The sequence below is a fragment of the Glutamicibacter sp. JL.03c genome (assembly GCF_025854375.1).
Taxonomy (GTDB): domain Bacteria; phylum Actinomycetota; class Actinomycetes; order Actinomycetales; family Micrococcaceae; genus Glutamicibacter.
Genome location: NZ_CP107575.1, coordinates 2,253,918 through 2,277,149, shown reverse-complemented (window position 1 = coordinate 2,277,149; position 23,232 = coordinate 2,253,918). Strand labels below are relative to the sequence as shown.

Annotated in this window: 25 protein-coding genes; 9 read left to right on the top strand and 16 right to left on the bottom strand. The window is 59.2% G+C overall.

What is annotated here, in order from left to right; genetic code table 11:
• The first annotated feature begins 107 nt into the window (after nt 1-107).
• Nucleotides 108-656: a hypothetical protein gene (locus OF385_RS10460; protein ID WP_264275328.1), complete on the top strand. Its 549-nt coding sequence runs from the start codon at nt 108-110 to the stop codon at nt 654-656.
• A 42-nt stretch (nt 657-698) separates the two neighbouring features.
• On the opposite strand, the gene dapD is transcribed toward OF385_RS10460, so the two are convergent.
• Nucleotides 699-1,655, bottom strand: a complete 957-nt coding sequence (dapD, locus tag OF385_RS10455; protein WP_264275327.1) for a 2,3,4,5-tetrahydropyridine-2,6-dicarboxylate N-succinyltransferase — start codon at nt 1,653-1,655, stop codon at nt 699-701.
• Between the two features lie 133 nt (nt 1,656-1,788).
• Here dapD and dapE point away from each other — a divergent pair, with 133 nt between their 5' ends.
• Nucleotides 1,789-2,814 (top strand): succinyl-diaminopimelate desuccinylase, encoded by a 1,026-nt coding sequence (gene dapE, locus OF385_RS10450; RefSeq protein ID WP_264277902.1) that lies wholly within the window; start codon nt 1,789-1,791, stop codon nt 2,812-2,814.
• Nucleotides 2,815-2,913: 99 nt separating this feature from the next.
• Here the strand turns inward: dapE and OF385_RS10445 are convergent, their stop codons facing one another.
• The 4 genes from OF385_RS10445 to OF385_RS10430 form a co-directional block, all read right to left on the bottom strand.
• Complete coding sequence (locus tag OF385_RS10445; protein ID WP_264275326.1) at nt 2,914-3,810, bottom strand: amino acid ABC transporter permease; 897 nt, start codon at nt 3,808-3,810, stop codon at nt 2,914-2,916.
• Nucleotides 3,807-4,484 carry an amino acid ABC transporter permease gene (locus OF385_RS10440; RefSeq protein WP_264275325.1) on the bottom strand — a complete coding sequence of 226 codons (678 nt, stop codon included), beginning with the start codon at nt 4,482-4,484 and terminating at the stop codon, nt 3,807-3,809. The genes OF385_RS10445 and OF385_RS10440 overlap by 4 nt, the downstream gene beginning before the upstream one ends.
• A 134-nt stretch (nt 4,485-4,618) precedes the next feature.
• Entirely contained in the window at nt 4,619-5,446 is an 828-nt protein-coding gene (locus OF385_RS10435) for a glutamate ABC transporter substrate-binding protein (protein ID WP_264275324.1), read from the bottom strand.
• A 31-nt stretch (nt 5,447-5,477) separates the two neighbouring features.
• The gene (locus OF385_RS10430) at nt 5,478-6,209 is read right to left on the bottom strand and encodes an amino acid ABC transporter ATP-binding protein (protein ID WP_264277901.1); all 732 of its coding nucleotides are present in this window, start codon (nt 6,207-6,209) and stop codon (nt 5,478-5,480) included.
• Nucleotides 6,210-6,387: 178 nt separating this feature from the next.
• Between OF385_RS10430 and OF385_RS10425 the strand changes: the two genes are divergently transcribed.
• The 3 genes from OF385_RS10425 (at nt 6,388) to OF385_RS10415 (ending at nt 7,806) form a co-directional block, all read left to right on the top strand.
• The gene (locus OF385_RS10425) at nt 6,388-7,161 is read left to right on the top strand and encodes a TIGR00730 family Rossman fold protein (RefSeq protein ID WP_264275323.1); all 774 of its coding nucleotides are present in this window, start codon (nt 6,388-6,390) and stop codon (nt 7,159-7,161) included.
• Between the two features lie 21 nt (nt 7,162-7,182).
• Nucleotides 7,183-7,515: a DivIVA domain-containing protein gene (locus OF385_RS10420; protein ID WP_264275322.1), complete on the top strand. Its 333-nt coding sequence runs from the start codon at nt 7,183-7,185 to the stop codon at nt 7,513-7,515.
• A 123-nt stretch (nt 7,516-7,638) separates the two neighbouring features.
• Complete coding sequence (locus OF385_RS10415) at nt 7,639-7,806, top strand: DUF3117 domain-containing protein (protein WP_074439749.1); 168 nt, start codon at nt 7,639-7,641, stop codon at nt 7,804-7,806.
• A 60-nt stretch (nt 7,807-7,866) separates the two neighbouring features.
• On the opposite strand, the gene OF385_RS10410 is transcribed toward OF385_RS10415, so the two are convergent.
• Nucleotides 7,867-8,532: an O-methyltransferase gene (locus tag OF385_RS10410; protein ID WP_264275321.1), complete on the bottom strand. Its 666-nt coding sequence runs from the start codon at nt 8,530-8,532 to the stop codon at nt 7,867-7,869.
• A gap of 212 nt (nt 8,533-8,744) precedes the next feature.
• Between OF385_RS10410 and sigE the strand changes: the two genes are divergently transcribed.
• Both sigE and OF385_RS10400 read left to right on the top strand, forming a co-directional pair.
• The gene (sigE, locus tag OF385_RS10405; protein WP_264277900.1) at nt 8,745-9,290 is read left to right on the top strand and encodes an RNA polymerase sigma factor SigE; all 546 of its coding nucleotides are present in this window, start codon (nt 8,745-8,747) and stop codon (nt 9,288-9,290) included.
• 79 nt (nt 9,291-9,369) lie between these two features.
• Complete coding sequence (locus OF385_RS10400) at nt 9,370-9,774, top strand: sec-independent translocase (RefSeq protein WP_264275320.1); 405 nt, start codon at nt 9,370-9,372, stop codon at nt 9,772-9,774.
• 11 nt (nt 9,775-9,785) lie between these two features.
• On the opposite strand, the gene OF385_RS10395 is transcribed toward OF385_RS10400, so the two are convergent.
• The 3 genes from OF385_RS10395 to OF385_RS10385 are packed head-to-tail and all read right to left on the bottom strand — an operon-like array spanning nt 9,786 to nt 12,793.
• The gene (locus tag OF385_RS10395; RefSeq protein ID WP_264275319.1) at nt 9,786-10,889 is read right to left on the bottom strand and encodes an Mrp/NBP35 family ATP-binding protein; all 1,104 of its coding nucleotides are present in this window, start codon (nt 10,887-10,889) and stop codon (nt 9,786-9,788) included.
• Nucleotides 10,886-11,500, bottom strand: a complete 615-nt coding sequence (locus tag OF385_RS10390; RefSeq protein ID WP_264275318.1) for a DUF1003 domain-containing protein — start codon at nt 11,498-11,500, stop codon at nt 10,886-10,888. The genes OF385_RS10395 and OF385_RS10390 overlap by 4 nt, the downstream gene beginning before the upstream one ends.
• A 42-nt stretch (nt 11,501-11,542) precedes the next feature.
• Nucleotides 11,543-12,793, bottom strand: coding sequence for a magnesium transporter MgtE N-terminal domain-containing protein (locus OF385_RS10385; RefSeq protein WP_264275317.1), 1,251 nt, complete (start codon nt 12,791-12,793; stop codon nt 11,543-11,545).
• A gap of 132 nt (nt 12,794-12,925) precedes the next feature.
• Here OF385_RS10385 and OF385_RS10380 point away from each other — a divergent pair, with 132 nt between their 5' ends.
• Nucleotides 12,926-13,792 carry a general stress protein gene (locus OF385_RS10380; protein WP_264275316.1) on the top strand — a complete coding sequence of 289 codons (867 nt, stop codon included), beginning with the start codon at nt 12,926-12,928 and terminating at the stop codon, nt 13,790-13,792.
• A gap of 88 nt (nt 13,793-13,880) precedes the next feature.
• Here the strand turns inward: OF385_RS10380 and OF385_RS10375 are convergent, their stop codons facing one another.
• Nucleotides 13,881-15,428: an aminopeptidase P family protein gene (locus OF385_RS10375; RefSeq protein WP_264275315.1), complete on the bottom strand. Its 1,548-nt coding sequence runs from the start codon at nt 15,426-15,428 to the stop codon at nt 13,881-13,883.
• Between the two features lie 65 nt (nt 15,429-15,493).
• On the opposite strand from OF385_RS10375, the gene OF385_RS10370 reads away from it, so the two are divergent.
• Nucleotides 15,494-16,339: a PHP domain-containing protein gene (locus tag OF385_RS10370; RefSeq protein ID WP_264275314.1), complete on the top strand. Its 846-nt coding sequence runs from the start codon at nt 15,494-15,496 to the stop codon at nt 16,337-16,339.
• Here OF385_RS10370 and OF385_RS10365 read toward each other — a convergent pair.
• The 6 genes from OF385_RS10365 to OF385_RS10340 all read right to left on the bottom strand — a co-directional run bounded on the left by OF385_RS10365 (nt 16,324) and on the right by OF385_RS10340 (nt 23,125).
• A complete protein-coding gene (locus tag OF385_RS10365) occupies nt 16,324-17,208 on the bottom strand; it encodes a DNA-methyltransferase (RefSeq protein WP_413468153.1) in 885 nt (294 codons plus the stop codon). The two genes, OF385_RS10370 and OF385_RS10365, sit on opposite strands and share 16 nt — an antisense overlap.
• A 77-nt stretch (nt 17,209-17,285) precedes the next feature.
• Nucleotides 17,286-18,911: a DEAD/DEAH box helicase gene (locus OF385_RS10360; RefSeq protein ID WP_264275313.1), complete on the bottom strand. Its 1,626-nt coding sequence runs from the start codon at nt 18,909-18,911 to the stop codon at nt 17,286-17,288.
• A gap of 252 nt (nt 18,912-19,163) precedes the next feature.
• Entirely contained in the window at nt 19,164-20,615 is a 1,452-nt protein-coding gene (locus OF385_RS10355; RefSeq protein ID WP_264275312.1) for an RNB domain-containing ribonuclease, read from the bottom strand.
• Between the two features lie 122 nt (nt 20,616-20,737).
• Nucleotides 20,738-20,959, bottom strand: a complete 222-nt coding sequence (locus tag OF385_RS10350) for a DUF3107 domain-containing protein (RefSeq protein ID WP_022873951.1) — start codon at nt 20,957-20,959, stop codon at nt 20,738-20,740.
• 64 nt (nt 20,960-21,023) lie between these two features.
• Nucleotides 21,024-21,647, bottom strand: a complete 624-nt coding sequence (locus OF385_RS10345) for a TetR/AcrR family transcriptional regulator (protein ID WP_264275311.1) — start codon at nt 21,645-21,647, stop codon at nt 21,024-21,026.
• Nucleotides 21,648-21,784: 137 nt separating this feature from the next.
• On the bottom strand, nt 21,785-23,125 hold the full coding sequence (locus tag OF385_RS10340) for a glutamyl-tRNA reductase (RefSeq protein WP_264275310.1): 1,341 nt from the start codon (nt 23,123-23,125) through the stop codon (nt 21,785-21,787).
• Nucleotides 23,126-23,232 lie beyond the last annotated feature (107 nt).

Below are 23,232 nucleotides of genomic sequence, written 5' to 3'. Positions count from 1 at the left end.
TGTGAGTCTAAGACTGCGGGGGTATGCCTAAAAGTCAGGTGGTATGCATGTACTTTCGTCGTGGAAACAATTGGTCTTTGGCGGTAAAAACCAATCAGACGATGCTGATGGCCTTGTACTTACGTGAACTCGGCGGAGTCGATCCGGCTGAGGCTGGACCGAATTCGCGACTGACCTCCGTGGTGAAGAACCGCAATGGAGCCGATGCCGCTCATGGGCAGTTCAAGCAAGAGTGGAGTGCCTGGTGGGGCGCGTTGACCACGGGGGAGATCGCCCCGGAGGCAGCACCAGAAAAGTCGCTGCATGAGCATCTGGATCAGGAAGGCTACCCGGCACTAGCGAAGCTTGCCAAAGCCCATTACGGCCAAGCGACCCTTTTCGCCCAGCAGCATGCCGATGATTTTGTCGCCAAGAGCGTGGACTACGTGCCGCGCCGCCTGGATGAATTAGAGAGGATCCTGCTGGATCACGGGGTGGATCACGATACAACCGCGCCGCAGCAGCAGATACAGGTCATCGATGTGCCCTTGGACGAGCCTCGAGCCTGGCTCACCGGCCGAGCAACCATCCTTGCCAGCACGTTTTTGCTTCAAGATGCCAAGGCGTTCCACGGCTTCATCCAGCCCATGGTCACCATCATCTTTCCCGGCCGTTAAATGCAGCGAGGGCCAGCCGTGTCGGCTGGCCCTCGAACTGGCCTAGTTGGCGTGCAGTGCGCTATTCAGCTCGACAGTTTGGCCTGCGCGGGCCAATGCTTCCACAGCGCCGGAAATCGAGTTGCGGCGGAACAGCAGATTCGGCACTCCGGAGAGCTCCAGGGCCTTGACCTGCTTCTCGCCCAAGAGCACGCGGGTGCCTGCAGTAACGTACAGGCCAGCTTCCACCACGGAATCATCGCCCACGGAAATACCTACGCCGGCGTTAGCGCCCAGCAGCACTCGCTCACCAATGACGATGCGCTCACGTCCACCGCCCGAAAGGGTGCCCATGATCGAAGCGCCACCGCCCACATCGGAGCCGTTGCCGACAACGACAGAAGCCGAAATGCGGCCTTCGACCATGGAGGTGCCCAAGGTGCCTGCGTTGAAGTTCACGAAGCCCTCGTGCATGACGGTGGTGCCTTCTGCAAGGTGCGCCCCAAGGCGTACACGGTCAGCATCGGCAATGCGCACGCCGGTTGGCACCACGTAGTCGACCATGCGAGGGAACTTGTCCACGCCGTACACGGTGACCGCGCCGCGGGCACGCAGCTTCAGGCGGGTTACCTCGAAGCCATCAACTTGGCAGGGGCCGAAGTTGGTCCAGACCACGTTTGCCAGGTGGCCGAAGATCCCATCAAGGTTGATAGTATTCGGCTGAGCCAAACGGTGGGAAAGCAGGTGCAGCCGCAGCCACACATCGGCGGTGTCAGCTGGAGCCACGTCGAGGTCGATGGTCAGCGAGACAACCTTCTGGGTGGTGCCTCGGGCAGCATCGTCCTGGGCGGCGGCGGCGAGTTCGCCGGAAAGCTCTTGAGCCGCCGAAAGCTCGCCGAGGACCGGGGCTGGATACCAAACATCAAGGATGGTTCCATCCGCGGCAACCGTGGCAAGACCATGGCCTGAGGCCAAGCGGACAGAGGAGTCACTGGATGAAGTCACAGATTCTGAAGTCATACACTGATCGTATCGCCGAAACCCCGGGTAACGTTGATAGATGACAGGCTAGTGAAGCTAGAGACGTAGGACGCTGAATACCGTGAACGAATTGGACCTGCAACAGGACGTCGCAGTGCTGACCGAACAGATCATGAACATTGAATCTGTTTCCGGGAATGAACGAGAAATTGCCGATCAAGTACACCAGGCATTGCTCAAGCTGGAGCACCTGCAGGTACACCGCGATCAAGACGCCATCGTTGCCCGTACCAACTTTGGCCGCGAGCGCAGGGTCGTGCTCGCTGGCCACTTGGACACCGTCCCATTGCCGCGCACCGAGGGCGCCAGGGGAACGGTCCCGGCGCAGGTAATCGACGGGGTGCTGTACGGTCGCGGGGCCACCGATATGAAGGGCGGGGTAGCGGTGCAGCTGGCACTGGCTGCCGAGCTGACGGACGCCAAGTACGACGTCACCTACGTTTTCTACGACCACGAAGAAGTGGAAGCGGCCAAATCCGGACTCGGACGTTTGGCCAAGAACACCCCGGAACTGCTTGAAGCAGATTTCGCCATCCTGCTGGAACCGACTAACGGCACGGTCGAAGGTGGATGCAATGGCACCAGCCGTTTCGTGATTCGCACCCGTGGTAAGGCAGCGCACTCAGGACGCGCCTGGATGGGGCACAACGCCATCCATGATGCCGCGCCGATCCTGCAGCGACTGGCCGACTATCAGCCGCAGACCATTACCGTGGAGGGCTTGGACTACCGCGAAGGAATGAACGCGGTGCGCATCAACGGCGGTATCGCGGGCAACGTCATTCCGGACTACTGCGAAGTCGAAATCAATTACCGTTTTGCCCCCGACAAGACCCTCGCGCAGGCTGAAGCCCTGGTCTTCGAGCTCTTTGAAGGGTTCGATATCGAGCGCACCGATGGCGCCGAAGGGGCCAAGCCGGGACTGGATCAGGAAATCGCAGCTGACCTGATCAAGATCCTTGGGCAGGAACCGAAGCCGAAGTACGGTTGGACCGATGTGTCCCGTTTCTCGGCGCTGGGGGTCTCGGCCGTGAATTTCGGTCCTGGTGATGCGCTGCTCGCGCACAGCGACGACGAGCATGTTCCGCAGGAAGATATCCGCGCTTGCCTTAGCTCCTTGCGGGCCTGGCTCAGCTAGCCAACCTGATACTTCTGACACAGACAGAACGGGCCGTTCCTCGCGTCAAGCGAGGAACGGCCCGTTCTGTCTGTGTCGAGTTGAGCGAAGCCCTACTCGTTATTGATCTTTTGAACCAGCATCTGTGCTGGCCTCGGCGAAGGTCACGGCGGTGGTGCCAACTACTGCCGCAGCGTTCTTGTCCTTCTTGATACGGCTGCTCAGGCGCCGTGAGACGATTTCTGCAATCTTGCTCAAGGTGAAGTTGATCAAGATGAAGATGACCGCAGTGACAATCAGCGCCTGCAGGACGTTGCCGTTAGGCGACGAGTAGGTGCGGGCGAAGAACAGCAGTTCGTTGAAGCTGATGATGTAGCCCAGCGCGGAGTCCTTCAAGATCACGACGAACTGGCCGATCAGGGCCGGCAGCATCGCCACCAGCGCCTGCGGGATTTCGATATGGCGCAGCGACATGCCACGGGTCAGGCCGATGGCAATGCCGGCTTCGCGCTGTCCCTTGGGCAGGTTGTGCACGCCAGAGCGAACCAGCTCTGCAACGACGGAACCGTTGTAGAAGACCAATGCGGCAACAACGGCCCACAACGCGGTATCGCCGGGCAGCTCAAGAGACCGGGAGAAGAACACGTTGAAGAACACGATCATCAGCAGCACGGGCACGGCACGGAAGAATTCCACAATGATCGTGCAGAATCCGTTGATCAGCTTGTTCTGCGACAGGCGACCGACGCCGAAGACCAAACCGAAGACCACCGAGCCGATGATGCCCAGAATTGCTGCCTTGACGGTGTTGAGCAAGCCTGGAAGCAGATAGTTCTCCCAGGTGCTTGCTTGGATGAAGTCGTCCCATTGCTCGGGCTGCATCTGCCCCTTGGCGGCGAGGCCAAAGAAAATCCACGCCACAATACCCAAAGCGAGCAGCGCGCCGATGATATTGATAATCAGGATGCGGCGACGAGCCTTGGGCCCGGGGGTGTCAAATAGAATTGATGCGCTCATCGTGCCACCGCCAGTTTCTTCGAAGCCCAAGTAGTCAACAGTCCGACAGGAATCACGATGATCACGAAGCCGATAGCGAAGGTCAAGAAGATCGGGATGACGATGTCCGAGCGGAACTCGATCATGGTCTTCATGACCGACGAGGCTTCGGTGGCGACGGAGCCAACGGCAGCGACGGTGGAGTTCTTGATCAGTGCAATCAGGGTATTACCCAGCGGAACGATGGCGCCGCGGAATGCCTGGGGCAAAATCACCAATCGAGCTGCCGGCAGGAAGCTCAACCCTATTGCACGGGCGGCTTCGGCCTGTCCCAGCGGAACAGTATTCACGCCCGAGCGAATAGCTTCGCAGACGAAGGCCGCATGGTAAACGGCCAGGCCCAAAACCGATAGCCGGAAGAAGTTCGCTTGGAAATCTCCGCCCAAGGTGAACCCCAGCTGGCCATACAGGGCCAGGACCGCGAACAGGATGATGATCGTCAGTGGGGTATTTCGAACCAAGTTGACGTAGCTGGTGCCGATGGCCTGGAAGCTGGCCACGGGGGAGATGCGAAGCAACGCAAGAATCGTGCCCAGCACCAGCGCGCCGATGGCCGCCCAGAAAGTTAGTTGGATATTGACCCAGAATGCTCCGGGAATGTCGTACTCAGTGAATATGGATAAGTAATTCTCCACTGCAAGCCTCTATCTCGATGGCCGTAGTGCGGGCCAAGCGGCTATGGGATCGAAGAACGAATACTCGTTCATCGGGAAAACAAGAATGCCGCGGGGGCCAAGTACAAGGCTTGACCCCCGCCGCATCGAAAATGCTAAGCGCAGGTATCTGCGAGCTTTGGAGGGTTGGTCTTCGAGTTCGGCTTGTAGCCGGTACCCTCGGTGTTCTTGTCCAAAGCCTTCTGCCAGTCGCCGGAGTCGATCATCTTGGTGATCGCCTCGTTGATGGCCTTGCACTTGTCGGTTCCGTCCGGCAGGCCGACACCGTAGTTCTCTTCCGAGAATGGAGCGCCAACGACCTTGAACTTGCCCTTGTAAGCAGGCTGGGCGGCCAGACCTGCGAGGATGATGTCATCGGTGGTTACTGCGTCGATGGTGCCACCGCTCATCTGGGTGACGCACTCTGCATAGCCCGGAAGCTCCTGCAGGTTGGTGCCTTCAGCGTAGTTGTCCTTGACCTTCTGAGCGGAGGTGGAACCGGTGACCGAGCACAGGTTCTTGCCATTCAGGGCCTCTGGGCCGTTGATGTCGGAATCCGAAGCCACCAGCAGATCCTGGCCGGCAACGAAGTATGGGCCAGCGAAGTCGATGACCTTGTTGCGCTCATCGGTGATCGAGTAGGTTGCGAAGATCATGTCGACCTGGTTGTTCTGCAACATGGTCTCGCGGTTGGCCGAGGGGGCCGAAACGAATTCGATCTTGTCCTCGGAATAGCCCAGTTCGTTCGCTACGTACTTTGCGACGTCGACATCGAAGCCGGTGTAGTTATCGCCATCCTTGAAGCCCAGGCCCGGCTGGTCGAACTTGATGCCGATGCGGATCTTGTCGCCGTCAGCTTCGCTGTCCGAACCGCCACATGACGTCAGAGCCAGTGCTGCGACGGCTGCCATTGCTGCAATGGTGCCAAAACGAGACTTACGCATAATTCCTCCTGTTGGATGCGTGGTGATGAAATCAGTGATTGGTGATGAGCTTGCCGAGGAAGTCCTTGGCACGATCAGATTGCGGATTGGTGAAGAACTCTTCCGGGGTTGCCTGCTCAACGATTTGGCCATCGGCCATGAAGATCACTCGATCGGCAGCCTTGCGGGCGAAGCCCATCTCGTGGGTAACCACAAGCATTGTCATGCCTTCCTTGGCCAGTCCCACCATGGTGTCGAGCACTTCATTGATCATTTCCGGGTCCAGCGCACTGGTAGGCTCGTCAAAGAGCATGACCTTTGGCTTCATGGCCAGGGCCCGGGCAATGGCGACGCGTTGCTGCTGGCCGCCAGAGAGCTGAGCCGGAAGTTTTTCCGCCTGGTTGGCCACGCCAACTCTTTCCAGAAGCTGAAGGGCCAAATCCTTGGCCTCTGCCTTCTTCATGCCCTTGACCTTGATCGGCCCTAGGGTCACATTCTCCAGGATGGATTTGTGCGCAAAAAGGTTGAAGGACTGGAAAACCATGCCGACGTCCGCACGCAACTTGGCCAGGGCCTTGCCTTCAGATGGAAGTGTATTGCCATCGATTTTGATGGTGCCTTCATCGATGGTCTCGAGTCGGTTGATGGTACGGCACAAGGTTGATTTACCTGAACCTGACGGACCCAAGATCACGACAACCTCGCCCTTGGTGACTTCGAGGTTGATGTTGTTGAGTACATGCAGGGCACCGTAGTGCTTATTGACCCCAGCCAGTTGGACGATGGGGTCCGCTGTAGAAGCCTGAGCCTGATGATCGCTGTTCATGAAATAGACATTACTTGATGTGACGCGTACTACGCGTCACTTCGAACAAGTCACACATAAGTTGTTACATAACTGTCACTTTAACAGTGCTGCGACACAGTCCGGGTCACAAGGAATTACCCGATAGAGTGAAGTCATGGTTCATCAGCGAAAGAGCGAAGAGAATGCTCGTGAGGGGCAACGCAACGTCGAAGCGAATTGGCCTGGGAAGCGTCCGGAAGACCAGCTCGACCACTATCTTTTGGAGAGCCCGCAAGAAGACGTCACCCATACCGACGTTTGGCGCGTTCTTCGGATCCAATCCGAGTTCGTTAATGGATTCGGAACCTTGGCTGGCACCGGGCCGGCGATTGCCGTCTTCGGTTCAGCGCGCACCGACCCGCAGAGCCCGTACTACGCGATGGCTCACCGCATTGGCAGCCGTTTAGCTGAAGCGGGGATCACCACCATCACCGGTGGCGGTCCGGGTGCAATGGAAGCGGCCAACAAGGGCGCTGCTGACAATGACGGCATCTCAATCGGGTTGGGCATTGAACTGCCATTCGAGACCGGGCTGAATTCATCGGTGAATAAGGGCCTGAACTTCCGGTACTTTTTCGTGCGCAAGACCATGTTCGTGAAGTACTCGCAAGGCTTCATTGTTCTGCCTGGCGGTTTCGGCACCTTGGACGAGCTCTTCGAGGCTTTGACGCTGGTGCAAACCCAGAAGATCACGAGCTTCCCAATAGTTCTTGTCGGCAAGTCCTATTGGGGCGGCCTGGTGGAATGGCTGACGAATACCGTGGCCGCCGAGCGCGCCATCTCGCCTAAGGATTTGAATTTGTTCATGGTGACGGATGACCCCGATGAGGCAGTGGACCTGGTGCTCGGAACAGCCGACAAGCAGCCGGCTCCGGAAGAAGTGGTGTAGGGGATACTGATGCCATTCTTGTTGATTCTGATTGCGCTGCTCCTGGTCGGGGCGGTGGCGCTGCTGCTCTCCAGCCAGCGAAAGAAGTTGGGCGTGGGCCGCCATTTCGAAGCTCCCAGCGAGCCAATCGTCGGACTGGTGGAACATGAGGCTTCTTTGCCACCGGTGCTCCTGCCTGAAAATCCCCGTGCTGAACACATCGATAAAGTGCGTTTTTCATTGGGGCTGCGCGGCTACCGCTGCGATCAGGTTGATGACGTGCTGGATGTGCTCGCTGCGGAAATCACCAGTCTGGAAAATACCATTCGTGACCTTGAGTCACGGCGTGTGATTAGCGACACGGGCGAAAATTAGTAATAATAGAAGATAAGAGTCCCAACTCAGCCGGGAATCTTGGCAGATGATGGACAAGGCATTCGGATGTGCGCAACGCAAAAATTGTTGCGCGCGTTAGCCACAGACGAAGGGAACAGCTTAATGGCTGCTATGAAGCCACGCACTGGTGATGGGCCAATGGAAGTCGTTAAAGAGGGCCGGAGTCTGATCCTGCGCTTGCCAATCGATGGCGGCGGACGACTGGTCGTCGAGTTGAACGACGCTGAAGCGACCGAACTGCGCGACTGCCTGTTGAAGGTCACCGATTAATCTAGCTTGATCGCAACCATGCGACCCAAAAAGGCCGACATATGTCGGCCTTTTTGCGTGCTATCTATTTTTAGGGGCGGCCGGAGGCAAGACGGTGGCCACGAACAATCCTTGCTCGGTGGGGAAGAAGTGGGTCTGCAATCGCGGGTCCTCTCGCAGCATCCGCAAGGCATCGCGGGTCATGACCGTGGAAGTCTTGCGCACGGCGGGCTTAGCCAACCGGTGCTCATCAAAAGCGTTGTTCAAGATGATCACGCCGCCCACGCCGACAATACGTTTGGCCTCGGCGACGTACTCCAGTAGTAAATCAGCACCGGCATCGATGAGCACAAGATCATAAGCATGATCCGCCAAACGCGACAGGACGTTTTCCGCGCGTTCGTTGATGATCCTGGCCCGCGCCGATGGAATACCGGATTCGCGCAGGCCCAGGCGCATCGCGTTGGCGTGTTCCAGATCTGATTCAATCGCGGTCAACGTCAATGATGGGCCGACAGCTTCGAGCATGGCGAGCGACGCGACGCCCACGCCGGATCCGATCTCTACCGCATTGCGCGGGCGGCGCAAGGTGCATAGCAGCTGCAGCATGGAGCGTCCCGCCGGATCGACGCAACGTACGCCCAGATCTTCGGCACGTTCGCGAGCCTGGACAACATGCTCGGGCTCGCTGATGTGGTTCTGGGTGTAGGTCCAGCTCGCGAAGAGTTCTGGATTCATCGAAGGCATGCGTAGGGATCCTCAATAACGTTTTCTGTTGACGGCCACTATCAATCGTACCCAGCGCGGGATGCGAAGTTGTTCAACTTGATAGTTCTCCTGTAGGGGATTCTTAGCTTCAGCTCAGCTTTCCAACTCATACTTGAAGAGTGAACAATGCACCAAGTGAATCAGTTTCTGCCATTGCGGCTCCGGAAACTTCGACGCCGACGTGGGATCAGATGGTCCAAGGACATGGCGAACAGGTCTTCCGACTGGCTTACCGTTTAACTGGCAACCGCCATGACGCGGAGGACCTCTCCCAAGAAGCATTCGTTCGCGCCTTCAAGGCACTGGACGGGTACACGCCGGGAACCATGGGTGGCTGGCTGCACCGCATCACGACCAACCTCTTCTTGGATCAAGCCCGGCGCAAGAGCAAGATCCGCTTTGACGGATTTGCCGACGGTGCTGAGGACCGCCTGCCTGGTAACGTGATTTCCCCTGAACGCTACTTTGAGTTCAATAACCTGGATGTCGACGTGCAGGAAGCCTTGCGCGCCCTCTCGCCGGAATTCCGCGCAGCCATCGTTTTGTGCGACATGGAGGGCTTCTCCTACGAAGAAGTCTCCCAGATCTTGAATGTGAAGCTCGGGACTGTTCGTTCAAGAATTCACCGTGGACGAGCCATGCTGCGTGATGCCCTGGCACACCGCAATCCGGCCAACCGTCCAGCTAAGACCATGTCTTTGCCACGTCTTCCCTTGGGACTGCGGGCCGCGAATTAGTAGGCCAATAGCCGTGCCACGGTGTGCGCCGTGGCGCGGTGACTTCGTGAGTTCGTCCGGGACAAGGTAATCTTTTTACGTGGATCTTTTTGGAATCAATGGTAGCGAGTTCATTGTTCTCGCAGTGCTCGCGGTTGTCATTCTTGGCCCGGAAAAGTTGCCTGAGTACGCCAAAAAGCTAGCCAACCTCGTCAAAGAAGTACGGCGCATGGCCAATGGGGCCAAGGAGCAGTTGCGCGAAGAAGTCGGCGACGAAGTTGCCGATATCGACTGGCGGAAACTCGATCCTCGTCAATACGACCCGCGCCGCATCATCAAAGAAGCGCTGGTTGATGAATTTGATGACGCCATCAACGTCGCCAAGAGCTCACCTAATGCTTCTGTGGCACCAGCTCCGGTACGTACCGCCATTGCCCCGGAAACCCAGAAGCAGGCCCCTCTGGCAGCAAACGAAGCGGCTCCCTTCGATTCCGAAGCCACCTAAAGCACAAAAAGTCAGAATGACATTGGCAGCGATCGCCCGGCTAGTCCGCGCGGTCGCTGTACTAGTTTCTCCACTAATTCCTGCAGGGCAATGGCCGCTGGCGCCTGGCGCGCGCTGAGGACCACCGGGGTGCCTTGATCCGAGCCCACGCGGACGGATTCTTCCAGCGGGATCTGGGAAAGCAGATTGACCTCATAGCCCAGTTGGCGGGTCAGTGATTCACTGAGTTTTTCTCCGCCACCAGATCCGAAGACCTCCATGCGGGAGCCATCAGGCAACTGCAAGAAACTCATGTTCTCCACGACGCCAATTACCTTTTGATCGGTTTGCAATGCAATCGTTCCGGCGCGTTCAGCGACCTCGGTGGCCGTGGACTGCGGTGTGGTGATCACCAGCAGTTCGCTGTTCGGCAGTAGCTGGGAGACCGAGATGGCCATATCTCCGGTGCCCGGCGGCAGGTCGAGGAACAGGTAATCCAGGTCGCCGAAGTGCACATCGGAGAGGAACTGCTCCAAGGCACGGTGCAGCATGGGTCCACGCCAAATCACCGGCTGGTTGGAATCCAGGAACATGCCAATGGAAATGACCTTTACGTCATGGGCCACCGGTGGCAGGATCATATCGTCCATGCGCGTGGGGTTCTGGGTAATGCCCATCAACGAGGGGATCGAGAAGCCATGGACATCGGCGTCAATCAGGCCCACCTTCAAGCCCTGGGCTGCCAGTTGTGTGGCCAGGTTCGCGGTGATCGAGGATTTGCCAACGCCGCCCTTTCCGCTGGCCACCGCGATCACGCGGGTCAGGGAATCAGGGTCGGAGAACGGAGTGCGCCGACTGGCAAGCCGTTCGCGCAGTGCGGCACGCTGCTGGGGATCCATAACGCCAAGGCTCACCTCGACGTCTTCAACGTCAGGGACATCCAGCAGCGCAGTGGTGACATCCTGTTCAATAGTTGAACGCATAGGGCAACCTGCAATGGTCAACAGGATCGTCACACGTGCGGTCTGCCCATCAAGCTGCGCGGACTGCACCATATCAAGTTCGGTGATCGGGCGGCGCAGCTCGGGATCATTAACGCTGTTCAGTGCATCAAGTAGGACTTGCGAATTGCTCACTTGCTATTGTTCTTCCGCTGCTGTGACTGCTGAGGATTGACTGTTTCCATGATGCCCGTCTGCGGCGAGGAATTTTTGCCGCCGCTCTTCTTCTTGGCTCGAAGGTGCAGCTCTTCGCCGTCGGTGGTTTCCAGCAGCTCTTCGAGGACATTTCGCAGTTCCGAGCGGACATAGTCGCGGGTTGCGACATCGCGAAGGGCCAGGCGCAGGGATGCCAACTCCCGGGTGAGGTATTCGGTGTCATACAGATTGCGTTCAGCGCGCGCGCGGTCTTCAGACAGCGAGACGCGGTCGCGGTCATCCTGGCGGTTCTGGGCCAGCAGCAACAGCGGCGCAGCGTAGGAAGCCTGAAGCGAAAGCATCAGTGTCAGGGCTGTGAAGCCGATGGTGGCATCGTCAAAGCGCCAGTTCTGGGGCGCCACGGAATTCCAGATCAGCCAGAAGGCACAGAACACTGTCATGTACAGCAGGAACTGGGGCGTACCCATGAATCGGGCGAACTTCTCCGTGACCGAACCAAACAGGTCTGGGTTAGGCGTAAATTTCGGCCAGAAACGTTGTCGTGCTGCCAGTGGGGTGTCCAGGCCATTCGTCTTACGCTGCTCAGCCATAGCTGGAACTCCTCTGCTGATCTGTCTAGTGATGATGCTCGTCTAGTCTTGCGAGCGCCAATCATCGGGAAGGATGTGGTCCAATACGTCATCGACGGTGATGGCTCCAACGAGCCGGCCCTCTTTATTGGTGACACCAACGCTGGTGAGGTTATATGTGGCCAGATGCCGCACGACCTCGGAAATGTCCGCGAGGTCTGACATCGACTCAAGTTCGGTATCAAGAATATCGCCCAGGGGCTCAGGTGGTGCTGCTCGGAGCAACGCCTGGATATGAACCTGGCCCAAGTACCGGCCGGTAGGCGTTTCCAGCGGAGGACGCACCACATAAACTGTGGAAGCCAATGCCGGACTGAGTTCTTCAAGGCGAACCGAGGCCAGAGCTTCGGCGACCGTTGACTCGGGGGTGAGGATCACCGGAACAGGCGTCATGATCGAGCCGGCGGTGCCTTCGGGGTAGGCCAGCAATCGGCGTACGTCCTTGGCTTCGTCCTCGTTCATCAGATCCAGCAACTGGTGCTTGGTCTCTTCGCCAATGCCCGCCAACAAGTCGGCGGCATCGTCCGGGTCCATCTCTTCGAGCACATCGGCGGCACGTTCAAGGCCCAGTGCCGAGAGGATCTCTACCTGCTCGCGGTCCGGCAATTCCTGGAGCACGTCGGCAAGACGCTCATCTTGCAGATGTGCAGCAATTTCAAGGCGGCGTTTCTCATTCATTTCATGCAGGGCGTCGGCAAAGTCAGCGGGCTTCATTTCATCGTGGGTGGCCACGAAGGTATCAGCCGATTGCGGTTCTTCCTGCGACCCATGGCGCACGTCATCCCACGAGACCAGCACCTTGTCGCGTCGACGCGGGCGAAGGCCCAGCAAGGAGGAGCTGGGGACTCCGCGCTGCACGTAGTATTCGTTGATCTCCCAGTCTCCTCGGCGGGTCTGAGTCAGGCCGATATCCTCGATGACACCGCGGCCAGAGCCGTCGATGAAGCTGATCGTGCGGTCGAACATCTCGGCAACAACCAGGATTTCCTGGCCACGCTGCTGGAAGCGGCGCATGTTGACCAAGCCCGAGCAGATGACCTGGTTGGCTTCCATGGATTGGATACGGGTCATCGGAACGAAGACCCGGCGCTTGCCGGGGACCTCGACGACCAGGCCCACACAGGCGGCAGGCTTTTGCGGACCACGGGACACGACAACAACATCGCGCAAACGGCCCAAACGGTCGCCCAAGGGGTCGAAGACATCAAGCCCGAGAAGCCGGGCGACGAAGATTTTAGACACTTGTGCGCTCACCCCTCTAGACTATCGTGTCCGAATGGGCATTGCGGTGTGCAAGGACACAAGCGGTTCACTGTTTCTTTCACCCACAGCGATAGTTAGTTCACAACTAGGCAGGCTCACAGTAAACCTGTGCACAATATAGATATGACCTCGCCTCATGGAGTAAATTCGATCAGCCCCAACGGTTTGCCTCGCGGAGAACTGCTTGGACGTTATACCAGCTACCTCGATGCGCAGAAGCTCGTCGACTACTTGGCAGATAATGATTTTCCCGTCGCGTCGGTGAGCATTGTCGGTAATGACGTACGCACGGTGGAGCGAGTGACCGCGAAACTTTCCTACCCTAAGGTGGCACTGGCTGGCGCAGCCCAGGGCGGCATGATGGGCCTGTTTGTCGGCCTGCTGCTGTCTCTCTTTGGCGGCGGAGGCAATGGCCTGTACCAGATCCTGTCGTCCATCGGCTTGGGCATGGCCATTTGGATGATCGCTGGCGTGGTGAGTTATTCGACCCGCCGCGGCAAGCGCGACTTCGCATCCTCCAGCCAGTTCGTCGCCACCAGTTTTGATGTAGTGGTTGACTTCGAACATGCGCAGGCTGCACGAGCCCTTGCATCCAAGCTGCCCATGCGCCCGCACCCAGGTGCTGGCCAGCCAGCTGAGACTCAGGTTCAGCAGCAGGCGCCAGCGGCCCCGGTCACCGCACCGGCTCCGACCCAGGCGGCGGTCAAGCCCAGTGAGTCCACTGATCCTCGTCGCGGACAGTTCCCGGATCTTCCGGATGGACGCCCGCGTTACGGCGTTCGTGTTGAAGATCCGAAGCCAGCCGCGGAGCCTGCAGCCAAGCCGCAAGAGCAGCCTGAGGCGTCGACGCACAGCGAGCAGCAGGCACCAGCCTCGGAGGATTCTACCGGTGACACACGGCAGGAGCAGGATCTCTCAAGCGTGGAGCCGAAGGTGAACCCCGAAAATCATCCATCGGCGCCGTCCACGGATGACGAGCCAAAGGCATAGAGCAGCAAAAACACAGGAGGGTCCGGGTTCAGTTACTTTTGGTAACTGAACCCGGACCCTCCTTTGCGTCAATACGCGACCGCCGGCATTAGCCGCGCAGCTTGGCCATCCATGCTTCAACCTCATCCGGGTTGCGGGGAAGCGCCGCGCTCAGGTTCTCCGCGCCGTCTGAAGTGACGAGAATGTCATCTTCGATGCGCACGCCCAGGCCACGGTATTCCTCAGGAATCGCCAGATCTTCATCCTTGAAGTACAGGCCGGGTTCGATGGTGAACACCATGCCTTCCTTCAGTTCTGCTTCCAGGTACAACTCGGCGCGGGCCTGCGCGCAGTCGTGCACATCCAGGCCCAGGTGATGGCTGGTGCCGTGCGGCATCCAGCGGCGGTGGTGCTGGCCTTCCTGGCTCATCGCTTGCTCAACCGATACCGGAAGAATGCCCCATTCGGAAAGGCGCTCGGCCAGAACGCGGGTAGCGATCAGGTGCAGGTCACGGAACTTGAGCCCCGGCTTCACGGCAGCAAATGCGGCATCAGCGGCATCCAGAACCGCCTGGTACACCTTGCGCTGGACATCGGTGTACTTGCCGGAAACTGGAAGGGAGCGGGTGATGTCCGCGGTGTACAGCGAGTCGGCTTCAACGCCGGCGTCCAGCAGGAGGACTTCGCCGTCGTTGACGGAGCCGGTGTTGCGGATCCAGTGAAGGATGGTGGCATTATTGCCCGAAGCCGCGATGGTGTCGTAGCCCAGCTCGTTGCCTTCCAAACGGGCTCGCGCGAAGAAGGCGCCTTCGACAACTCGTTCACCGCGCTGGTGCGCGATAGCCTGATCGAGGCTGCACACGACATCTTCGAAACCGTTGATGGTTGCGGCGACGGACTTGCGCAATTCAGCGATCTCGTACTCGTCCTTGACCAGCCGGATTTCCGAGACGAATTCGGCGAGTTCGGTATCCAACGAGTCGCTAGCTTCCAGATCCTGGCCGGTGTTGATTCGCGAGGTATCAACCAGCGCGTCCATGTTCAGGTCGACCTCGCGCACCAAGCGAATGCGGATGCCGCCCAGAGCCTGGGGACCGGAATTCTTCGTGACCGCCATTTCCAACTGGTCCAGCGAATCGGTGGGCAGGCCGGTGCGGGCAGCCAATGACGAAAGGGTCGGACGTGGACCAACCCAGAACTCGCCGGAACGCGAGTTCAGGTAGAAGTCGGTGCTGTCGCGCCCCGCCATTGGAGCGAAATACAGGGTGGAGACGTGGTTGGTGCCCTGTTCGCCCGCGCCGTCGTCGGTAGGTTCCATGACCAGCACGGCGTCTGGTTCGTGGTCAACGCCCAGGCCGGTCAGGTGGGCGAAGGCCGAGTGCGGGCGGAACCGGTAATCGGTGTCGTTGGATCGGACCTTGAGCGGACCGGCCGGAATGACAAGGCGTTCACCCGCGAAATTTTCCGAGAGCTTGGCGCGGCGAGCCGCCGCGTAGCTGGCAGCTTCATCCTGCTGAGGCAGTTCAGAAGTATCGGTAGCCCATGAAGAGGCCATGAATTCTTGGAATGCCTTGGACGTTGGACGCTGGGAACGGTTGTTCACTCGGTCTTCCAACGGCTGATCTGTGCCTTGCGCAGTTGATTCTTGATTGGTCATAGTCCAAGTGTGTCACCATCGGAGGTATCCCAGCAAAGTATCAGCGCAAGGGATAATCTAGGCATATGCGAATTGACCTGCACACCCACTCCAATGTGTCTGACGGAACGGAAACTCCTTCCGAGCTGATACGCTCCGCGGCCGCTGCAGGCCTGGACATCGTGGCGCTGACGGACCACGATCAGACCACCGGCTGGGCATCGGCGGCAGAGTCCGCACAGGAAGTGGGCATCGGGTTTGTTCCAGGGATGGAAATCACCTGCCAAGACCCCCAAGGCATCAGCGTTCACCTGCTCAGCTACCTCCATGACCCCAACTACCAGCCGCTGCTCGATGAACTTGATCTCGCGCTGAACGCCCGAATCATCCGCGCCCAGCGTATCGTTGAACGCCTGGCCGAGGACTACCCGATCAATTGGGATCTCGTGCGGGACCACTGCCAACCAGGATCAACCGTGGGCCGTCCGCACATTGCGGACGCCCTGGTGACCGCGGGCATCGTGGCCAACCGCAATGAAGCGTTTGCCAACGTGCTCTCCTACCGTTCGCGCTACTACGTCGCTCATCCGGCAGTGGACCCGGCCAAAGCAGTGCAATTGGTTCGCGAAGCCGGGGGAGTGCCGGTCTTTGCCCACCCGAAGGCGTCCAAGCGCGGGCGTGTGGTTGCCGACTCGACCTTCTACGACATGATTGACGCGGGGCTTGGCGGGGTTGAAGTCCACCACCGGGACAATACCGAAGAAGGCAAGCGCTGGCTGTTGGAGCTTGCGGCTCAAAACGACCTGATCGTCACCGGTTCCTCCGATTATCACGGGACCGGAAAACTGAACCGGCTCGGTGAGAATCTCACCGAGCCGGAAATGCTGCAACGTATTATTCAGGAAGGTACCGGTTCTCAGGCCTTGGTATAGGCCGTGGACTCTGGCAGTCGTGAACGCATCACGTCAATAGCTTCAGGATTCTGGTCCACGAGGACAAATTGGCGGTCCAGCTTGGCTGCCACGGCACCGGTGGTTCCGGATCCTGCAAAGAAGTCCAGCACCCAGTCGCCTGGACGTGAAGAAGCTGTGATGATTCGTCGCAGGATCCCTTCGGGTTTCTGCGTGGGATATCCGGTCTTTTCCTTGCCGGTGGGCGAAACAATGGTATGCCACCACACGTCGGTGGGAAGCTTGCCCAAGGCGCGCTTCTCCGGGGTGACCAAGCCTGGAGCCATATAAGGCTCGCGGTCCACCTCTGAAGAATCAAAGTGGTAATGCTTCTGATTCTTCACATAAACCAAGATGGTGTCGTGCTTTGCCGGCCACCGGTTCTTGGCCCGGGCTCCGTAATCGTAAGCCCAAATCAACTCGTTCAGAAAACAATCGCGCCCGAAGATCTCATCAAGCAGCACCTTGACGTAGTGCACTTCGCGGTAATCGAGGTGCACGTACAAGGTGCCGTCTTCGGTCAGCAGCCGGTGCGCTTCGCGGAGCCGAGGCTCGATGAAGCTGAGGTAATCATCAAAGGTGTCGTGATAGGAACGCGCCGTGCCAAGCTCGGTGTTGTAGGCGCGTCCCTGGAAACCCGTGCGATCGCCTTCTCCCTCGGCCGCCCGCACCATGGTGCGCTGTGCCCGGGTCTGCTTCCGCCCGGTATTAAATGGCGGATCCACATAGATCAGCGTGAAGCTCTGCCCCGGCAAAGAGGAGAGGACGCTGAGGTTATCCCCGTGGTACACGGTATTGGCTGAGGCCGGACCTGCACATGCCGGGGCATGAGTAGGTCCGGTGCCAGGTATTGCTGATTCTTCGGGTTGGGCAAGCACCGCTGGATTAGCTTCCTTTCGGAATAACGAACTAACGAGGGGACTAGGAACTAGTCCTGTCCACCTTCATCGGTGCTGCGGGTACGACGGCGCGGACGGCGACGACGAGCCTGCGCTGGAGCCTGCGAGTTCTCGTCGCCTTCGGTGCCAGGCTGGTGGGTCTCGCGGTGCCGTTCGTTCTCGCGGGCTGGCCGATCCTGCTTGCCCTTCGAATGTCCGTGGCGCGCACCTTCTTGTTCGGTGCCCTCGCCCTGGACGGCACGCTTTTCAGCGCGCTGGCCATTGACGGTGCGGGTGCGCGAGCGGGAGTTGCTGCGACGGCGCGGGGTGCGTGGCGTGTTCTCCGAGGCCTCCGAGCCTTCGCCTCCGGCGGCGTTGGCTTTCTTGGCGCGCGGCAGGCGTCCCTTGGTTCCCTTAGGGATATCAAGGTCGGTGAAGAAATGCGGGGAGGAGGAGTAGGTCTCTACCGGCTCTGGCACATTCAGGCCCAGCGCCTTGTTGATCAGCGACCAGCGAGGCACAGAATCCCAGTCCACAAAGGTCACCGCGGTGCCGGTGTTGCCGGCACGACCGGTGCGTCCAACACGGTGCAGGTAGGTGTTCTCGTCATCTGGGCACTGCAGGTTCACGACGTGCGTCACGTCGTCCACGTCGATACCTCGGGCGGCCACGTCGGTGGCAACCAAGATGTCGACCTTGCCGGAGCGGAAGGCCTTCAAAGCCTGTTCACGGGCGCCCTGGCCCAGATCACCGTGCAGCGAGCCGGCGTTAAAGCCGCGGTCTACCAGTTCGTCGGAAAGCTTGGCTGCCGAACGCTTGGTCTGGGTGAAGATGATGGTCTTGCCTCGGCCCTCGGCCTGCAACAGACGCGCAACCATCTCGTCCTTGTCCATGTTGTGCGCGCGGTAGACCAGCTGTCGGATGTTGCGCTTGGTCAGCGAGTCGTCATCGCCCGGGTCCTGCGCGCGAATGTGCGTTGGGCGGGTCATGTAGCGGCGAGCCATGGTGATCACGGCGCCTGGCATCGTGGCGGAGAAGAGCATGGCCTGGCGTACCGGCGGCAGAGCCGCGAGAATGCGCTCGACGTCTGGCAGGAAGCCCAGGTCCAGCATTTCGTCAGCCTCGTCCAGCACCACGGTACGCACCTGCTTAAGGTTCAGAACGCGCTGGCGGTTCAGATCGATCAGTCGGCCCGGGGTACCGACAATCACGTCGGTTCCGGCCTTCAGCGCTGCGATCTGCTCTTCGTACGGGCGTCCACCGTAGATGGTGGTGATCGAAATGTTGGAGTGCTTGGAAGCCTGGGCCAGATCGGCGCCGACCTGGATGGCCAATTCGCGGGTGGGGGCGACAATCAGTGCCTGTGGCGCGCCCGGGAATTCGAGATCCTCGAAGCCCTTGTCGCCCTTGCGGATTACGCGCTGCAGGGCCGGAATGCCGAAGCCCAGGGTCTTGCCGGTACCGGTTTTGGCCTGGCCGATGATGTCGTTGCCGCCCAAGGCAACCGGCAGGGTGAGTGCCTGGATGGGGAACGGATACAGGATCCCGGCTTCGGAAAGCGAAGCCACGATGTCTTCGCGCACGTTCAGTTCAGCAAAGCTTCGCTGCGCCGGTTCAGCGGCATTCTTGTTGTCTTGCGGTTCGACGGCCTCTGCCGTCAACGTCGTGTCACTCACGATAGTTATATTCTCGTTTCATGTGGGCGCAGAACCTGCCCATCCCGTGCTTGAATTCAGCAACGGGTGCTCGGTGCTGCACAATTCCAGCGGAGCCGATCGCGTCTTTCACTCAGGGGAATTCCTTGGCCCCTGGGGAATGGTGACCGCTGGGAAGCCACCAAGATACTGTTTAATTTCTCAGCCCATTGCGATCGGGCATCCTATTTTCTAATAGCCCAAGCATAACGGGTTTTGCCCGAAAACCGTGGGTTAGGAGTTTTGGGCCACGATTTCAAAATTAATCTGGCGCTGCTGAGGATCGGCATGAACGAGCTTCACCGTGGCCAAGGTGCCGGGTTCAGCCGCTCCCGTGAAGCTTGCGGTGACTGGAAGATCCACCAACTGGAGCTGCCCGTCAGAGTCCTTTCCTTCACCATTGTTCTGGGCCTGGAGGATGATCGCCTGGAATTCTTCACCGACGCGATTCTGCAGGACAAACGCTTCCATCAGATCCAAGGAAGCGCGGTTGACCCGGTTCGCGGCAGTGGAGCTCGCGCGCATCAGGCTCGGCAATTCTTCGAGCGCGGCGGTGAGCTCGTCTGGAACGCTTTCTCCGGTGGTGAGCAAATGGCAGGTCAGCAGCACGAAACGGTCTACAAGCCGGCGCAGCGGGGCAGTGGTGTGGGCGTACGGCGCGGCCAGCGCTGCCTGGACGAGTTCTTCTTCTGGCTGGCCATTGATGACGTGGTAATCGGCGCCGCGGAACAAGGACGCCGCGCGATGCATGATGACCAGCTGCTGGGGCTCGCTGACATCGAGCGAATGCAGATACTGGCCGTAGCTGATTTCTTCGCCCCAAGCATGCCCCAATAGCTGGGTTTGCGTGCGGAATTCCTGCAGGCGCTTCTCTTCTGGCTGCGGCATCGTCCGCAGGATTCCTACCCCGGCGTCAAGCATGAGCCGGGCCGCGGCAATCCCGGTGAGCAGGGATATCTGGGCGTTGTGATCTTCCAGAGGAAGGGGGACCCGGCTCACAAGCTGGTAGCCGTCACCGTCTTCCTCGATTTCCTGATCCGGAAGATTCAGCGAAGCGCCGCCACGCAGCTTTTCCTGCTCGATGCGCAACGCGCCGATTTCGGCCAAGAGCGCGAGCTGTTCATTGGCCGAGCCATTTTCAAGTTGCTGTTGCGCCCCGGCGTAGTCCAGCTGGGCGCGGGATCTCATCCGCACGCGCCGCAGTTCCACCGGACCCAAGGCGCCCTGTTGATCGAGGCGGATCTTCCAGTGGAATGCAGGGCGGATCTGGTCCGGCAGCAAGGAACCTTGGTCCTCGGAGATCAACGGAGGGTGCAAAGTGATCTTGCGATGCGGCAGATAGTAGGTTTGGCCGCGGTCCCGGGCTACCTGGTCCAAGGTGCTGCCGAGTTCCACGAAGGCGGGCACGTCGGCGATGGCGTAGTTGACGATGTAGCCGTCATCGGTTTTTTCCAGATGCATCGCCTGATCCAGATCGGTGGCGCCTTGTGGGTCAATGGTGAAGAACGGGATATCTGTGGCATCCTCTGCAGGCATTGCGACGTTGGCTACTGCGCTCTCGGCGGCCGCGAGTGTCGCTTCATCGAAAGGCGTAGGCACATCGAACTCGGTTTCAAGTCCCAGCAGCAGCTGGGCGAGGTCGCTGGCGGGTACAGGGCGGGGGCTACGGATTCGTCGATCACTCACCCTTTAGCACTACCACAGTTGCGTGAACTAAATCACCATTGAGACAAAGAATGGCTGGTTTCCCCAAGGAGGGGAAACCAGCCACGTCCAGCAGGCGCCGGGCGCCTGATGCATTGCGGAATCTACTGCGCGAAGCCTACGCGACGGACCTCTTCCGGGCCGATCTCGACGTAAGCGATGCCAGCAGATGGAATCAATACTTCGCGGCCTTTAGGGTCCTTGAGCGCCAGGCTCGTTCCATCGGCAATAGCCTTTGAAACCAGATCGTTGACTTCCGCGTTGCTGAGCTCGGATTCAAGTACAACTTCGCGGGCTACATTCTGAATGCCAATCCGGATTTCCATGATTGTCGCTGATCCTCTCGAACGAATTAGGTGTCCCGTATGGGTCCTCTGGAAACTAATCTAGCTAGTTTTCCTTGGGGAACTGCGAAATTCCGCGCCAAGCTAAACGGGAAATCAGATCCACGGCCGTGGCTTGCTCCACCGCTTCGTCCGTGGAGGCCCAATACCGCGCAGAAACCTGGCTGAGGCCAGCCAACGCGCGGCCAGCCAATAGGCCTTCGGCTTCGCTCAATTCGGTGTCCTGGACGACGACACGGGCGATGGATTGCGCCAAGGCGTTGTTGAATCGCTCGATGCGCCCGGCAATGAGGGTGTCCGCAAGCACGTCTGATTCAAAAATCAGGCGGTATGCCTGGGACTCGCCCTTGATGTAGCTGTAATAGGTGTTGATGGTGGCGAAGACCCGCTGCCGGTTATCCGTGGTCGAATTAATGGCATCATCAAGCTGCCGGCTGAAGTCTGCAAGATGCGAGTCGAGCAATGCCAGGTAGAGTTCGCGCTTGCCGGGGAAGTGCTGGTACAACACTGGTTTGGAAACCAGGGCCACTTCAGCGATTTCGTCCATGGATGCGCCGTGGTAGCCGTGGGCAACAAAAACCTGGTGTGCCGCTTGCAGGAGTTGACGGCGTCGAGCCTCGCGAGGCATCCGCTGCGAGCGGGCACCTTTGATATTTTCAAGTTCCGCCATGTTCATCCGGCCTTTCGAGCTACTACGCGACCAACTCCCAGATTCGCCTCACAAGTAGAGGGAAGGGATCTAGTTGACTGTAGTATTCCATGCTTTGACTTGGAATGCAGAACTGAAAATCAATACTCGTGTATAAGCTACGCGGTTTTTGATTCAGCGGTTACCGGGCAGTTGGCCACTGGCGTGCTGGAATTCCCGGCAACGCGATGCACTTCTGCCTCTTTGCCGCCCGGTTCGGAGATCTCCAAGCCATACAGGGTTCCAAGGGCTGCGACGTACTCATCGGTGCGGCCTTCGCCAGCCAATTCGCGGGCGCGGACGGTAGGGACATGCAGGAGCTGGCGGACCATTCGGCGCATGGCCAGTTCGACTTCTTCAGCCGCCGCGGAGCAACCGTGTTGTGCGCGCACCTTGGCGATCTCCGCATCAAGCACGGTTTTGGTGTGCTGGCGCAGGGCAACAATCGCGAAATCGGCTTCGCGCTCGCGCTGGGCAGCGGCAAATTCCGCGGTGGCCTTCTTCACGATGCGGCCGGCGGCGTGAACTGCCAAGGCCTGCTCGGTGGGGGCGGCCATGCGGACCGACTCGAGGGTGATCAATTCGGCGTCCGGCAATTCAACCAGGGTCGGATCAAAATCGTGGGTCAACGCCATGTCGATGGCAATCAACGGGTGGTTCTTGACGCGGAGCTCTTCAAGTTCGGCACGCGAGAGCTGGTGCCCGCCACCTGAGCAGCCGACAATGACGTCTGCTTCGCGCAATGCCTGCGGCAGCAGTTCATCGGACAGCGGGAAGCCGCCGCGCTTGGCAGTGAAGTCCGCTGCGCGACCTGAATGCGAGTAGACCGAAATGCGCTTGACGCCGCGTTCCTTGAGCAGGGCCATGGTGGCGCCCGCGTAGGATCCGGTGCCGAAGAGGACCACATCCTGCTCCGACCAATCACGGTCACCGGCCATCAGCTCTTCAGCCAGGTCAAGCGCCACGGAAACCACGGATTTGCCCTGCAAGCCCAGATCCGTATTCGAGCCGACATCCTTGGCAGCTCGGGTGGCGTTCTGGAACAGCCGGGTGAGGTCGCTGGTGGTGGTTTTCTCCTGCTGGGCCTGGGTCAGTGCGCGGCGGACCTGTCCGGCAATTTCGCGTTCGCCCACCACAGCCGAATCCAGGCCGGCACCTACCGAGAAGAGGTGTTCGATGACCGGTTCGCCTTCAAGAGTAGTCAGGCGGCGGGCCAGGAAATCAGGGGAGAGGTCGGTGGACTGTGCCAGCGTGCTGACCAGGTATTCGGCGGCGTCATCAACTTGTTCTACATCCGCGTACACCTCGAAACGGTTGCAGGTGGCAAGGACGACGGCACCATTGATGGCCGCCGAGCCGTTAACGGAGGCAGCTGCCAGCCCGTCGGCCGAGGCGCTGATTTGCGCGACGGTCTCAAGATCGAGCTGCGAATGCGAAGCGACAAGAGATAAGAAAACCACAGTGTCCCTAGAATAAGCCGGAACGGACAGCCAAACAACGCAGGTTTGCCTAAATTCCGGCACTTGCCGCGGGTTAGGTTGCTCACCTTCGGCCACCGGCGAACGTC

Coding starts and splice junctions, on each gene's coding strand:
- OF385_RS10410 (WP_264275321.1), bottom strand. CDS start 8,532: ATGCCTTCGATGAATCCAGAACTCTTCGCGAGCTGGACCTACACCCAG.
- OF385_RS10445 (WP_264275326.1), bottom strand. CDS start 3,810: ATGAGCGCATCAATTCTATTTGACACCCCCGGGCCCAAGGCTCGTCGC.
- OF385_RS10435 (WP_264275324.1), bottom strand. CDS start 5,446: ATGCGTAAGTCTCGTTTTGGCACCATTGCAGCAATGGCAGCCGTCGCA.
- OF385_RS10375 (WP_264275315.1), bottom strand. CDS start 15,428: ATGACCAATCAAGAATCAACTGCGCAAGGCACAGATCAGCCGTTGGAA.
- dapE (WP_264277902.1), top strand. CDS start 1,789: ATGAACATTGAATCTGTTTCCGGGAATGAACGAGAAATTGCCGATCAA.
- OF385_RS10390 (WP_264275318.1), bottom strand. CDS start 11,500: ATGGCTGAGCAGCGTAAGACGAATGGCCTGGACACCCCACTGGCAGCA.
- sigE (WP_264277900.1), top strand. CDS start 8,745: ATGGTCCAAGGACATGGCGAACAGGTCTTCCGACTGGCTTACCGTTTA.
- OF385_RS10425 (WP_264275323.1), top strand. CDS start 6,388: ATGGTTCATCAGCGAAAGAGCGAAGAGAATGCTCGTGAGGGGCAACGC.
- OF385_RS10380 (WP_264275316.1), top strand. CDS start 12,926: ATGACCTCGCCTCATGGAGTAAATTCGATCAGCCCCAACGGTTTGCCT.
- dapD (WP_264275327.1), bottom strand. CDS start 1,655: ATGACTTCAGAATCTGTGACTTCATCCAGTGACTCCTCTGTCCGCTTG.
- OF385_RS10345 (WP_264275311.1), bottom strand. CDS start 21,647: ATGGCGGAACTTGAAAATATCAAAGGTGCCCGCTCGCAGCGGATGCCT.
- OF385_RS10415 (WP_074439749.1), top strand. CDS start 7,639: ATGGCTGCTATGAAGCCACGCACTGGTGATGGGCCAATGGAAGTCGTT.
- OF385_RS10350 (WP_022873951.1), bottom strand. CDS start 20,959: ATGGAAATCCGGATTGGCATTCAGAATGTAGCCCGCGAAGTTGTACTT.
- OF385_RS10370 (WP_264275314.1), top strand. CDS start 15,494: ATGCGAATTGACCTGCACACCCACTCCAATGTGTCTGACGGAACGGAA.
- OF385_RS10460 (WP_264275328.1), top strand. CDS start 108: ATGGCCTTGTACTTACGTGAACTCGGCGGAGTCGATCCGGCTGAGGCT.